Genomic DNA, 12075 nt, shown 5'->3' with positions numbered 1-12075 from the left:
TGTCATATTGATAGTATTGGTTCGGTTTTTACGAACCAAACCGGTTTCCCTCTCGAAAGATGATCATGAGCCAGACCTTCAACTACCGCCATCTTTTTTATTTCTGGGTGGTGGCCAAGGAGGGCGGCATCGCGCGCGCCGCCGAGCGGCTGGACATGGCCGTGCAAACCATCAGCGCCCAGGTGCGCGAGCTGGAAAAGGCCCTGGGCGTCGCCCTGCTGCGCACCGAGGGCCGCAACCTGGTGCTCACCGACGCGGGCGTGGCCGCGTTGCACGAGGCCGACCACATCTTTGCGCTGGGCGAGATGCTGCCCCTGCGCGTGCGCGAGGCGGCCACCGGCCAGACGCTGCGGCTGAACCTGGGCATCTCCGACGGCATCGCCAAGCTGGCCGTGCACCGGCTGCTGACACCCGTGCTGGACGAGCCCCACCTGCGCCTGCTGTGCCATGAAGGCGAGTTCCAGCCCCTTTTGGGCGAGCTGGCCCTGCACAAGCTTGACGCGGTGCTGGCCGACCGCGCCGCACCGCCCAACCCCGCGCTGCGCACCACCAGCCAGTTGCTGGGCACGAGCGCCATCGCCTGGTATGCGCCGCCGCTGTGGGCCGAAGCGGCAGCGCAGGGCTTTCCCCACAGCCTGGCCGTGGTGCCGGTGCTGCTACCCACCGACCACGCCGCCATGCGTTCGCGCATCGACCACTGGCTGGAGCGCGAACGCATCCGCCCACGCATTGCCGGGGAGTTCGAGGACAGCGCCCTGCTCAGCACCTTTGCCGCCACCGGCATGGGCGTGATGCCCGCGCCCGAGTCGCTGGGCGCGCACCTGGCGCAAACACACGGCCTGGTACAGGTGGGCACCACGCCCGACGTGCAGGAGCAGTTCCACCTGATCTACAGCGCCCGCAAGGTGATGCATCCGCTGCTCACCCGCCTGCTGGAGGCGGGGAAAAGCGGAACGCTATTAAATCAATAGCTGCTTGCGCTTATTGAATAAGCGCCAGAGGCCAAAATGACTCAAAATTTCAGAGCAATCAGGCCACTTCTTCCGCAGCATGTGCCGCGCCGCCCATGCCCAGATAGGTGTCGATGATGCGGCGGTCGCTCAGCAAGTCCTGCGCGGGGCCCGTCAGCGCCACGGCGCCCATCTCCAGCACATAGGCCCGGTCGGCTACACGCAGTGCGGCGCGCGCGTTCTGCTCCACCAGCAGCACCGACACGCCGTGTTCGCGCAGCGAGGACACCACCTGCAACACCTCGCGCACAATGAGCGGGGCCAGGCCCAGCGAGGGCTCGTCGAGCATCAACAGGCGCGGTCGGGCCATCAGCGCACGGCCGATGGCCAACATTTGCCGCTCGCCGCCCGAGAGGGTGGATGCCAGCTGGGCGCGGCGCTCGCGCAGGCGCGGGAAGATGCCGAACACTTCTTCCATACGCTGCGCCTGGTCGCGCTGGCCCTTGCGCCAGCGCGAGAAGCCACCAAGCAACAGGTTGTCCTCCACCGACATCTCGCCAAAAAGCTCGCGCTTTTCGGGGACCAGGGCCACGCCCCGGGCCACCATGGCCTCCACACTCGGGCGGGCAATGCGCTCGCCCGCCAGGGTGATGGAGCCCGTGGCGGGCAAAAGGCCCATGGCCGCGCACAGCAGCGTGGTCTTTCCGGCGCCGTTGGGGCCGATCACGGTGACGATCTCGCCCTCATTCACATCAAGCCGAACCTGGTGGACGGCCTCCACCTGGCCGTACGACACGGAAAGGTCTTGCAGTTGCAGCAAAGCGGTCATGCGGTGGCTCCATTGGCAACAGCGGCAACAACGGGCGGGGCGTCGTCGCCGCCGCCCAGGTAGGCATCGAGCACGCGCTGGTTGTTCTGCACTTGCTGGGGCGTGCCTTCAGCGATCACGGTGCCGAACTCCAGCACCGTGATGCGGTCGGCCAGGTTCATCACAAACTCCATGTCGTGTTCCACCACCAAAATGCCCAGGCCCTCGGCGCGCAACTGGCGCAGCAGGTCGGCCAGCGCACGCTTTTCCAGGTGGCGCAGGCCAGCGGCGGGTTCGTCAAGCAGCAGGATGGCCGGTTGCCCAGCCAGGGCCCGTGCGATCTCCACGATGCGCTGCTGGCCCAGCGCCAGCGACGCGGCGGGCGCATCGGCATGCTCGCTCAGGCCGCAACGCTCGATCTGGCGGCGCGCCTCAGCCAGCAGGGCGGCCTCTTCGGCCCGGTCCATGCGCAGCATCGAGGCCAGCCAGCCACGGTGGGCACGCTGGTGCGCGCCCAGGGCGACGTTCTCGACCACGCTGCGCTGGCCCAGCAGGCGCACATGCTGGAAGGTGCGCGCCATCCCCAGCCGGGCAAAAGCGCGCGAAGGGCGGCGCAGCATGGCCTGGCCCATCAGCCGCACCTCGCCCTCGGTGGCGTCGTCCACGCCCGAGATCATGTTGAAGAAGGTGCTCTTGCCCGCGCCGTTGGGGCCGATCAGCGCATGCACCTCGCCCGCCTTCACATCCATGGAGACGGCATTGTTGGCCAACAACCCGCCAAAGCGCTTGGTGACCTTGTGCGCCTGCAGCAGCACGGTGCCGGGCGCTGGCAGCGTGCGCTGCACAAGCGCCGTGGCCTGCCGCACGGCGCGCGGTGCATCACGGCGCAGCCAGCGCTCACCCAAGCGGTTGAGCGTGGGCCACAGGCCATCGGCAAAACGCTGCAGCACAAAAACCATGAGCAGGCCGAAGACGATCACCTCGAAATTGCCGCTGGTGCCCAGCAGCGAAGGCAGCACATCCTGCAGCTTCTCCTTGAGCAAGGTGATCAGCGTGGCCCCCAGCACCGCGCCCCACAGGTGCCCGGCACCGCCGACCACGGCCATGAACAGGTACTCGATGCCGATGTTGAGGTTGAACGGCGTGGGGCTCACAAAACGCTGCAAATGTGCATACAGCCAGCCCGAGATGGCGGCCAGCAACGCTGCCAGTACAAAAAGCTTGATGCGGTAGCGCGCCGTGTCCACGCCCATGGACTCGGCCATCACCCGCCCACCCTTGAGCGCGCGGATCGCACGGCCCTCGCGCGAGTCGAGCAGGTTGTGCAGCAGCCACAGCGACACCAGCAGCACCGCCCAGATCAGCACGCCAATGGCGCGTGGCGACGCCAGCGACAAGCCCCCCACCACCAGCGGCGGGATGCCGGTGATGCCGGTCTGCCCACCAAGGAACGCCATGTTGCCAAACAGGTAATACAGCGACAGGCCCCAGGCAATGGTGCACAGCGGCAGATAGTGGCCCGACAACTTGAGCGTGACCGAGCCCAGGCCCCAGGCCACCGCAAAGGTGATCACCAGGCCCAGCGCAAGCCCCACCCACGGCAGGCCCGCCATGCCGACAAAGCCCGAGAGCGCCTGCACCGACGCGGGTGCCGTGCAGATCCAGGCCGTGGCATAGGCCCCGATGCCCACAAAGGCCGCTTGGCCGAATGAGGTCATCCCCCCCACGCCGGTGAGCATGACCAGCCCCGCCGCAACGATGGCGTACAGACCGATGTAGCTGAGCATGACCACCGTGAAGTCGGGCAAAAAGCCCCAGCACAAAGCCAGCAGCGCGATGGCGGCCAGGGTGAGCTGGGTGCGCGTGACAACGCCGCGCGGTGCATCGGCCGCAGCCTGCATGCCCGCGGCGATCTCTGTCTTGACGGGGGCGCTCATTCCTCATCCTCCACGTGGCGGCTGTTGAGCGATCGCCACCACAACACGGGTACGATCAGGGTGAACACGAGAACCTCCTTGTAGGCGCTGGCCCAGAACGAAGCAAAAGCCTCCAGTTGCCCCACCAGCAGTGCCCCGGCCAGCGCCATGGGGTAGCTGGCCAGCCCGCCCACGATGGCCGCGACGAAGCCCTTGAGGCCGATCAGAAAACCCGTGTCGTAGTACACAGTGGTGAGCGGCGCGATCAAGAGGCCCGAGATGGCGCCGATCAGCGCAGCCAGCGCAAAGCTCACGTCGCCCGAGAGTTCGGTGGGGATACCCATGAGGCGTGCCCCCACGCGGTTGATGGCCGTGGCACGCAGTGCCTTGCCCACCATGGAGCGGCCGAAGAACAGGAACAGCAGCATCACCAGCGCCAGCGTGACGCCCAGCACCACCAGCGACTGGCCCGACACCGGGATGCCCCCGAGGTCGAACCGCGCCTCCGAGAACGGTGGCGTGCGCGAACCCTCGGCACCGAAGAACAACAGGCCCAGCCCCACGAGCACGCCATGCAGCGCCACCGAAACGATGAGCAGCATCAACACAGTGGCATCGGCCAGCGGCCTGAAGGCCAGGCGGTACAGCAGCGGCCCCATGGGCGTGATGAGCACCAGCGTGGTCAGCGCCTGCATGCCCAGCGAGGTCGGGCGCAGCCCGAGGATCAGCGCCACGGCCACCAAAGGCAGCACCAGGCACCACACGATGGTGGCAGGCCAGTTCACGGGGCTGCCGCGCTGAAAGCGCACGGCCTCGATCACCAGCACCGCAGCGGCCATCCCCACCAGCAGCCACAGCGTGGCGGGAATGCGCCCGCCCTGCATCATGGCCATGGTCAGCGCTCCGAACGCCACAAACTCGCCCTGGGGGATGAAGATCACCCGGGTCACGGAAAACACCAGCACCAGCGCCAGCGCCATCAGTCCGTAGATGGCGCCGTTGACTATGCCGTCCTGCCCCAGCAGCAGGGCGATCTGCAAATCCATATTCGGCTTTCTGTCTATTGAAGGCAGGACTGCCGCAGGGCTGCGCAGGCAGCGGGCGCTTCGTCAGCCCGCTGCCTGCGCATCTGCGCCATCAGACCTCGCTCTGCTCGGTCAGGGCTGGTATTTCCAGGTGCCGTTCTCGATCTTGACCATCACGCGGGCGCGCTGGTCCAGGCCCAGGTGATCGTTCGGCGACATGTTGAAGATGCCGTGCGCACCGGGCACTTCCTTGATCTGCTCCAGCGCATCGCGCAGCGCGGCGCGGAACTCCGCGGTGCCGGGCTGGGCCTTCTTGAGCGCCACGGGCACGGCAGCGGTCATCAGAACGCCCGCATCCCAGCCATGGGCGCCAAAGGTGGAGACGCTGTCCTTGCCATGGGCCGCTTCATAGGCAGCCACGTAGGCGGCGGCAGACTTCTTCACGGGGTGCGAGGCAGGCAGTTGCGAGGCTACGAGCACCGGGCCGGACGGCAGAAAGGTGCCTTCCACATCCTTGCCACCCACGCGCAGGAAGTCGGCATTGGCCACGCCGTGCGTCTGGTACACCTTGCCAGCGAAACCGCGCTCCTTGAGCGCCTTCTGCGGCAGGGCGGCAGGTGTGCCGGAGCCTGCGATCAGCACCGCGTCGGGCTTGGCCGAGATCATCTTCAGGGTCTGGCCCGTGACCGAGGTGTCGGTGCGCGCATAACGCTCGTTGGCCACGATCTGGATCTTCTTGATGGCGGCGGCCTTGCCGAATTCCTGATACCAGCCTTCGCCATAGGCGTCGGCAAAACCGATGAAGGCCACGGTCTTCACGCCAGCATTGGCCATGTGATCCACGATGGCGAGCGACATCATGATGTCGTTCTGCGGCGTCTTGAAGACCCACTTCTTCTTGGCGTCCATGGGCTCGACGATGCGCGCCGAGGCTGCCATGGAAATCATGGGCGTCTGCGCCTCGGACACCACGTCGATCATGGCCAGCGAGTTGGGCGTGGTGCTGGAGCCCAGGATGATGTCCACCTTGCTCTCGCTGATCAGCTTGCGGGTGTTGCCCACGGCGGTGGTCGTGTCCGACGCATCGTCGAGCACGATGTAGTTGACCTTCTGGCCCGCAATGGTGCGCGGCATCAGGGCAATGGTGTTCTTTTCTGGAATGCCCAGGGATGCGGCGGGCCCGGTGGCCGACACCGTGACGCCGACGGTGATGTCGGCCAGAGCTGCGGAGCAGGCCACGGCGGCGGTGGCAGCCACCAGCGCGAGTTGTGCGAAACGGAATTTTTTCATGCTTTGTCTCCTGTGGATCGTTGTGGAAAAAAGGTCAGCGCAGAGGGGTGCTCTGGCCAGAATCCGGCTCTTCGCGGCCGGTGAAGGGTGCACGGTGCAGCGAGTTCATCATGGCGGCGAAGGCCGAGGCGCCTTTTGAGGCCGGGCAGGAGGCATCCGCACGGCCGGAATTCCGCCAAAGAACAGGTCCGCAACAATGGGGGCCATGGTCTCGTAGTCGAGCTCGCCATCGGGCTTGAGCCAGGTGAACATCCAGTTGATCATGCCGAACAGCAGCATGGTCAGCGCCTTGGTCAGGCCCGCCGCATCGGTGTCGGGCCGCATCTGGGACAGCGCCTTGGCAAAGACGGCCACCACGGCGCGCTCCTTGCCCAAAATGCGTTCGCTGTCCTCGGGCTCCAGAAAACGCACGTCCTCGGTCAGCACGCGGTGGGCATGCTGGGCCTGGGCGTATTCCTTGACGAAACGCTGGATCAGGTCGCGCAGGCGTGCCTCGGGTTCGAGGTGCTGGCCTTCCACCTCTTCCACCAGCGCCTGCAAGCGCGAGACATGGCCGTCGGCAATGTGCACAAGCAGGTTGTATTTGTCGCGAAAGTAGTGATAAAGCGTGGGCTTGGACAGGCCACAGGCTTCGGCCACCTCGTTCATCGACGTGGCCGGGTAGCCGCGGCGCGCAAACAGTTCGGCGGCATGGCGGAGGATCATTTCGCGCTGGTCGTCGTATCCGGGAGATCGTCCTCGGGCCATGGGAAATTGTCCTTTGCATCGGGTGGTGTGGAAGGGCCGCCATCTTGCCGCATGGCGGCGCTGCCCACACAGAACAGCGCATCGCTTTCGCAACGACTGAGCGTTGCGCAACACAACGGCGGGCCTCATCATCACCGCTCGTCGAACGACAGCACCACGCTGTCGGTCAGGGGCCGGCACTGGCAGGTCAGCACAAAACCTGCGGCCACCTCGGCCTTGTCGAGCGCGAAGTTGCGCTCCATGCGCACCTCGCCTTCCATACATTTGGCGCGGCAAGTGCCACACACACCCGAGGTGCACGAGAACGGCACTTCAAGCCCCGCAGCCGAGGCGGCATCCAAAATGCTCGCCTGGTCCTTGCTGAACGAAAACTCGCGCCGCAAGCCGTCGCGCACGATGGCGATGCGCGCTGTCTGCGCGTCGCCCGGTTGGGCCTCGTGCACGATGGCGCCCACCTGCCCTCCGGCAGGCAGGGCCACGCCAAACCGCTCGACGTGAATGCGTTCTTCAGGCACGCCAGCGGCCAGCAAGGCGGCCTCGGCCTCGTCGTTCATCTGGAAGGGGCCGCAGATAAAAGCCTCGTCGATCCGCTGCGCAGGAATCAAGGCCTTGAGGAACTCGGCCAGCTTTTCGCGGTTGACAACACCCATGTTCAGCGCCGCATCGGTCTGCTCGGCCGAGAACACGTGGTGCAGCACCAGGCGGGTAAGGTAGCGGTTCTTGAGGTCTTCGATCTCCTCCTTGAACATGGTGGACTGCAGCGTGCGGTTGCCGTAGATCAGCGTGAAGCGGCTGCCAGGCTCGCGCGCCAGCACCGTTTTCATGATGGACAAGATGGGGGTGATGCCGCTGCCACCCGCGATGCCTAAATAGTGGCGCTGCGCGCTGGGCTGCAGCGGCACGAAGAAGCGGCCTTGCGGCGCCATGACCTGCAGGGTGTCGCCCACCTGCAGTTGTGCATTGATCCAGTTGGAGAACACGCCGCCGTTGACCTTGCGCACCCCAACCCGCAGCTCGGCATCATCGACACCCGCGCAGATGGAATAGGAGCGGCGCAGGTCCTGGCCGCCGATGTCGGTGCGCAGCGTGAGGTACTGGCCCTGGGTGAAGCCGAACACCTCACGCAGATCGGGCGGCACGTCGAAAGAGACGATGACGGCTTCGGACGTGTCGGGCTCGATGGCGCGCACGCGCAGGGGGTGGAAGATGACGCTCATGTCGGTGTCTTGTACGGTGGGGTAAAGAGGTTCTTCACAAGGGCTTGAAGTGCTCAAAGGGTTCGCGGCAGGCGATGCAGCGGTACAGCGCCTTGCAGGCCGTGGAGCCAAAGGCGGACAGGCGCTCTGTCTCGTGGCCGCCGCAGCGCGGGCAAGCCAGGGCCTGCGCCAGCGCCGCGCGGGGCATGAAGCGCAGCGGCACCTCGGCGCCCGGAGGCAGCGGGCCGGGTGGCGCGATGCCATAGGCCAGCAGGCGCGCGCGCCCCTGGTCGGTGATCCATTCGGTGGTCCAGGCCGGGGCCCGCTGCAGCGTGACACGGGCAGGCCCGAGGCCTGCCTCCTCGATGGCGGCTAGCACGTCGCTCTCGATGACCTCGGTGGCCGGGCAGCCAGAATAGGTGGGGGTGAGCACCACCTCCAGCGTTTCGCCCGCCAGCTGCACGTCGCGCACGATGCCGAGGTCGCGCACCGAGACCGCAGGCACCTCGGGGTCGAGCACGCCGTCCAGCACCGCCCACGCACGCGCGATGCGTGCGTCATCCTGCGGCCCGTTCTGCTCGCGCTGCACGAGCAACGTGGCTGATGGGTGAACAGCGGGCTCGGCGATCGCCATGGTCACCACGCGCCTCCGGGGTAGCTGCGCTGCAGGTGCTGCATCTCGGCCAGGATGTATCCCATGTGCTCGCTGTGCACGCCCTGTTTGCCAGTGCTGAGAAAGGCCGAGGCCTTGGGCGTGGCCAGGCTGGCGGCCGCGAGGATTTGCGCCATCTCGCTGGTCCATTCCGCCTGCAGGTCGGTCCAGCGCGGGCCCAGGCCCGTGGCATGCGCGGCGTCTTCCACCGCGTCGGATGCAAACAGCTCGGGCGTGTAGCGCCACAGGGTGGCCAAGGCTGCCTCGGTGCGGCGGCGCGACTCGGCCGTGCCATCACCCAGGCGCACCACCCAGTCGGCGGCGTGTTGCTGGTGGTAGCGCGCTTCCTTGAGGGCCTTGCCTGCAATGGCTGCCAGCTCGGCATCGCTGGAGTCTGCCAACCGCTCCCACAGCAGCTTGAGCAGCGTGGCCACCATGGCGTTGCGCACCATGGTGAATGCGAAGTCGCCGCGCGGCAGCTCCACCAGCGTGGGGTTGAGGTAGTCGCGCTCGTCGCGCAGAAACGCCAGTTGGTCTTCGTCGTACCCGCTGCCGCCGATCTCGCCCGCGCGGGTGAGCAGCGCGCGCGCCTGGCCCACCAGGTCCAGCGCCATGTTGGTCAGCGCGATGTCTTCCTCCAGGATGGGGGCGTGGCCGCACCATTCGGCCAGGCGCTGGCCCAGGATCAGGCAGGTATCGCCCAGGCGCAGCAGGTAGCGCACCGCGGGGTCGGTGCTGATGTGGATGCTTGACGTTTGCATGGCGTTCTCACATGTGGTTCACGGCGTCGGGCAACACGTAGAAAGTGGGGTGGCGATAGACCTTGTCCTGCGCGGGATCGAAATACATGGACTTGTCGGCGGGGTCGCTGGCCACGATCTGCTCGGAGCGCACGACCCAGACGCTGGTGCCCTCCTGGCGGCGGGTGTACACATCGCGCGCAAGCTGGATGGCCATGCGCGCATCGGCGGCGTGCAGGCTGCCGCAGTGCTTGTGGTCAAGGCCCGCCTTGCTGCGCACGAAAACCTCCCACAGCGGCCATTCGGTGGCCGTGGCTGGATCGGTGGCGTGGGTGGATGGGGAGGAAGGATTCGTCATGGGATGGTCCGTTCTGGAAGGCTCAGGCAGCCGCCTGTGCGGGGGTGTGTTTGGCGGCATGGGCCAGGGCGGCTTCGCGCACCCAGGCGCCGTCCTCCCAGGCTTTGACGCGTGCGCCCAGGCGCTCTTCGTTGCAGGGGCCATCGCCGCCGATCACGCGCCAGAACTCGCTCCAGTCGATGGTGCCAAAGTCATACGCTTGGCGCTCTTCGTTCCACTTCAGGTCCGGGTCGGGCAGCGTGACGCCCAGCACCCGCGCCTGCTCGACCGTAGCGTCGATGAACTTCTGGCGCAGCGTGTCGTTGGAGACGCGCTTGATGCCCCAGCGCATGGACTGCGCCGAGTTGGGCGACTGGTCGTCCGGTGGGCCGAACATCATGATGGACGGCCACCACCAGCGGTTGACCGCGTCCTGCACCATGGCGCGCTGGGCGTCGGTGCCCTTTTGCATCATGGTGAGCAGTGCGTCGTAGCCCTGGCGCTGGTGAAAGCTCTCCTCACGGCAGATACGCACCATGGCCCGCGCGTAGGGCGCGTACGAGCAGCGGCAGATCGGCACCTGGTTCATGATGGCCGCGCCATCGACCAACCAGCCGATGGTGCCCATGTCGGCCCAGTTCAGCGTGGGGTAGTTGAAGATGGAGCTGTACTTGGCCTTGCCCGTGTGCAGCGCATCCAGCATCTGGTCGCGCGAGCTGCCCAGGGTCTCGGCCGCTGCGTACAGATACAGGCCGTGGCCGCCTTCGTCCTGCACCTTGGCCAGCAGGATGGCCTTGCGCTTGAGCGTGGGCGCGCGCGTGACCCAGTTGCCCTCGGGCAACATGCCCACGATCTCCGAATGCGCATGCTGGCTGATCTGGCGCAACAGGGTCTTGCGGTAGTGCTCGGGCATCCAGTCCTTGGCCTCGATGAATTCGCCCGCGTCGATGCGCGCGTCGAATTGCTCCTGGCGCTGCATTTCCTCGGCGCTGCGCAGGGGCTTGGCCGCGTCGCCGCTGTCCTTGCCCATGGTGTCCATGGCCTGTGTGTACATGGTGGTGTCCTTTCGTGCGGGAAGGGGGTGAGCGCTCAGCGGGAGCGCTGGTCGATCACGCGGCGGGCCTTGCCCACCAGCGTGCGTTCGATGGAGTCGGGGTTCAGCACCTCGACATCACAGCTGATGCCCACCAAGGTCTTGATGCGGTGCCGCACCCAGCCGGTCAAGTCGGAGCGCTCTGCGGTCGAGACGCCCGGCTGCAGTTCGCAGCGCACGGTCACCTTGTCCAGGTTGCCGTCGCGCGCCACGAGGATCTGGTATTGCCCCGACAGCTTTTCGTGCTGCAGCACGATCTCTTCGATCTGCGTGGGGAACACGTTCACGCCACGGATGATGAGCATGTCGTCCGAGCGACCCACGATCTTGCCCATGCGCCGGAACGAGCGCGAGGTGGGTGGCAAAAGACGCGTGAGGTCGCGCGTGCGGTAGCGGATCATGGGCAGCGCCTCTTTGCTCAGCGATGTGAACACCAGTTCACCCTCCTCGCCGTCGGGCAGCACCTCGCCGGTGTCGGGGTCGATGATCTCGGGATAGAAATGGTCTTCCCAGATCACGGGGCCATCCTTGCTCTCGATGCACTCGCTGGCCACGCCGGGGCCCATCACTTCGGACAAGCCATAAATGTCCACCGCGTCGATGCCCGACTTGGTCTCGATCTCGCGGCGCATGGCCTCTGTCCAGGGCTCGGCGCCGAAGATGCCCACCTTGAGCGAGCTGTCACGCGGGTCCATGCCCTGGCGCACAAACTCCTCGTTGATGACCTGCATGTACGAGGGCGTGACCATGATGATGTTCGGCTGGAAGTCGCGGATCAGCTGGACCTGCTTTTCCGTCTGCCCGCCCGACATGGGGATCACTGTGCAGCCCGCGCGCTCGGCGCCATAGTGCGCGCCCAGCCCGCCCGTGAACAGCCCGTAGCCGTAGGCCACATGGATCAGGTCGCCCGCACGCCCGCCTGCGGCGCGGATGGAGCGCGCCACCAAATCGGCCCAGACGTCGATGTCCTTGCGCGTATATCCCACCACCGTGGGCTTGCCCGTGGTGCCCGAAGAAGCATGAATGCGCAGCACCTGCTCGCGTGGCACGGCGAACATGCCAAACGGGTAGTTGTCGCGCAGGTCTTTCTTGACGGTGAAGGGGAACTTCGAGAGGTCGGAAAGCTGCTTCAAGTCATCGGGATGCACGCCCTTGGCGTCGAACGCGCTCCGGTAGTGCGGCACCTTGTCGTAGGCATGCTGCAGCGTAGAGCGCAGGCGCTGCAGTTGCAGGGCCTGGATTTCGTCGCGGCTGGCGGTTTCGATGGGCTCCAGGTCGCCTGGGGCAGGTTGGCGCACGGCCATGGATGTCTCTCCCGTGG

At 66.3% G+C, this 12075-nt stretch carries 12 protein-coding genes; 1 reads left to right on the top strand and 11 read right to left on the bottom strand.

Annotated features, from left to right (window positions below):
• Positions 1-65 precede the first annotated feature (65 nt).
• Positions 66-971 (top strand): LysR family transcriptional regulator, encoded by a 906-nt coding sequence (locus tag Q0105_RS21375; RefSeq protein WP_298214907.1) that lies wholly within the window; start codon positions 66-68, stop codon positions 969-971.
• Between the two features lie 58 nt (positions 972-1029).
• Here Q0105_RS21375 and Q0105_RS21370 read toward each other — a convergent pair whose 3' ends face one another.
• From Q0105_RS21370 to paaK, 11 genes are all read right to left on the bottom strand, one after another.
• Entirely contained in the window at positions 1030-1779 is a 750-nt protein-coding gene (locus tag Q0105_RS21370; protein ID WP_298214905.1) for an ABC transporter ATP-binding protein, read from the bottom strand.
• Positions 1776-3695 carry a branched-chain amino acid ABC transporter ATP-binding protein/permease gene (locus Q0105_RS21365; RefSeq protein ID WP_298214903.1) on the bottom strand — a complete coding sequence of 640 codons (1920 nt, stop codon included), beginning with the start codon at positions 3693-3695 and terminating at the stop codon, positions 1776-1778. Before Q0105_RS21365 ends, Q0105_RS21370 begins: the two co-directional genes overlap by 4 nt.
• The gene (locus Q0105_RS21360) at positions 3692-4720 is read right to left on the bottom strand and encodes a branched-chain amino acid ABC transporter permease (RefSeq protein ID WP_298214901.1); all 1029 of its coding nucleotides are present in this window, start codon (positions 4718-4720) and stop codon (positions 3692-3694) included. The genes Q0105_RS21365 and Q0105_RS21360 overlap by 4 nt, the downstream gene beginning before the upstream one ends.
• Positions 4721-4831: 111 nt before the next feature.
• On the bottom strand, positions 4832-5989 hold the full coding sequence (locus Q0105_RS21355; RefSeq protein WP_298214899.1) for an ABC transporter substrate-binding protein: 1158 nt from the start codon (positions 5987-5989) through the stop codon (positions 4832-4834).
• Positions 5990-6097: 108 nt separating this feature from the next.
• Positions 6098-6736: a TetR/AcrR family transcriptional regulator gene (locus Q0105_RS21350; RefSeq protein ID WP_298214897.1), complete on the bottom strand. Its 639-nt coding sequence runs from the start codon at positions 6734-6736 to the stop codon at positions 6098-6100.
• 131 nt (positions 6737-6867) lie between these two features.
• Positions 6868-7953, bottom strand: coding sequence for a 1,2-phenylacetyl-CoA epoxidase subunit PaaE (gene paaE / locus Q0105_RS21345; protein ID WP_298214895.1), 1086 nt, complete (start codon positions 7951-7953; stop codon positions 6868-6870).
• Positions 7954-7987: 34 nt separating this feature from the next.
• Positions 7988-8572: a 1,2-phenylacetyl-CoA epoxidase subunit PaaD gene (gene paaD, locus Q0105_RS21340; protein ID WP_298214893.1), complete on the bottom strand. Its 585-nt coding sequence runs from the start codon at positions 8570-8572 to the stop codon at positions 7988-7990.
• Complete coding sequence (gene paaC, locus Q0105_RS21335) at positions 8569-9345, bottom strand: 1,2-phenylacetyl-CoA epoxidase subunit PaaC (RefSeq protein WP_298214892.1); 777 nt, start codon at positions 9343-9345, stop codon at positions 8569-8571. Before paaC ends, paaD begins: the two co-directional genes overlap by 4 nt.
• Before the next feature lie 7 nt (positions 9346-9352).
• Positions 9353-9682, bottom strand: a complete 330-nt coding sequence (gene paaB / locus Q0105_RS21330) for a 1,2-phenylacetyl-CoA epoxidase subunit PaaB (protein WP_298214889.1) — start codon at positions 9680-9682, stop codon at positions 9353-9355.
• A 22-nt stretch (positions 9683-9704) separates the two neighbouring features.
• Complete coding sequence (paaA, locus tag Q0105_RS21325) at positions 9705-10715, bottom strand: 1,2-phenylacetyl-CoA epoxidase subunit PaaA (RefSeq protein ID WP_298214887.1); 1011 nt, start codon at positions 10713-10715, stop codon at positions 9705-9707.
• A gap of 35 nt (positions 10716-10750) precedes the next feature.
• Positions 10751-12058: a phenylacetate--CoA ligase PaaK gene (gene paaK, locus Q0105_RS21320; RefSeq protein WP_298214885.1), complete on the bottom strand. Its 1308-nt coding sequence runs from the start codon at positions 12056-12058 to the stop codon at positions 10751-10753.
• Between the last annotated feature and the right edge of the window lie 17 nt (positions 12059-12075).

The organism is Acidovorax sp., assembly GCF_027492855.1.
Taxonomy (GTDB): Bacteria; Pseudomonadota; Gammaproteobacteria; order Burkholderiales; family Burkholderiaceae_C; genus Acidovorax.
This window is presented reverse-complemented; position numbering and strand designations above follow the sequence as displayed.

Bases quoted from the DNA above. Each gene is read 5' to 3' on its own strand.
- Q0105_RS21355 (WP_298214899.1), bottom strand. From the start codon at position 5,989: ATGAAAAAATTCCGTTTCGCACAACTCGCGCTGGTGGCTGCCACCGCC.
- Q0105_RS21370 (WP_298214905.1), bottom strand. From the start codon at position 1,779: ATGACCGCTTTGCTGCAACTGCAAGACCTTTCCGTGTCGTACGGCCAG.
- Q0105_RS21350 (WP_298214897.1), bottom strand. From the start codon at position 6,736: ATGGCCCGAGGACGATCTCCCGGATACGACGACCAGCGCGAAATGATC.
- Q0105_RS21360 (WP_298214901.1), bottom strand. From the start codon at position 4,720: ATGGATTTGCAGATCGCCCTGCTGCTGGGGCAGGACGGCATAGTCAAC.
- Q0105_RS21375 (WP_298214907.1), top strand. From the start codon at position 66: ATGAGCCAGACCTTCAACTACCGCCATCTTTTTTATTTCTGGGTGGTG.
- paaA (WP_298214887.1), bottom strand. From the start codon at position 10,715: ATGTACACACAGGCCATGGACACCATGGGCAAGGACAGCGGCGACGCG.
- Q0105_RS21365 (WP_298214903.1), bottom strand. From the start codon at position 3,695: ATGAGCGCCCCCGTCAAGACAGAGATCGCCGCGGGCATGCAGGCTGCG.
- paaC (WP_298214892.1), bottom strand. From the start codon at position 9,345: ATGCAAACGTCAAGCATCCACATCAGCACCGACCCCGCGGTGCGCTAC.
- paaE (WP_298214895.1), bottom strand. From the start codon at position 7,953: ATGAGCGTCATCTTCCACCCCCTGCGCGTGCGCGCCATCGAGCCCGAC.
- paaB (WP_298214889.1), bottom strand. From the start codon at position 9,682: ATGACGAATCCTTCCTCCCCATCCACCCACGCCACCGATCCAGCCACG.
- paaK (WP_298214885.1), bottom strand. From the start codon at position 12,058: ATGGCCGTGCGCCAACCTGCCCCAGGCGACCTGGAGCCCATCGAAACC.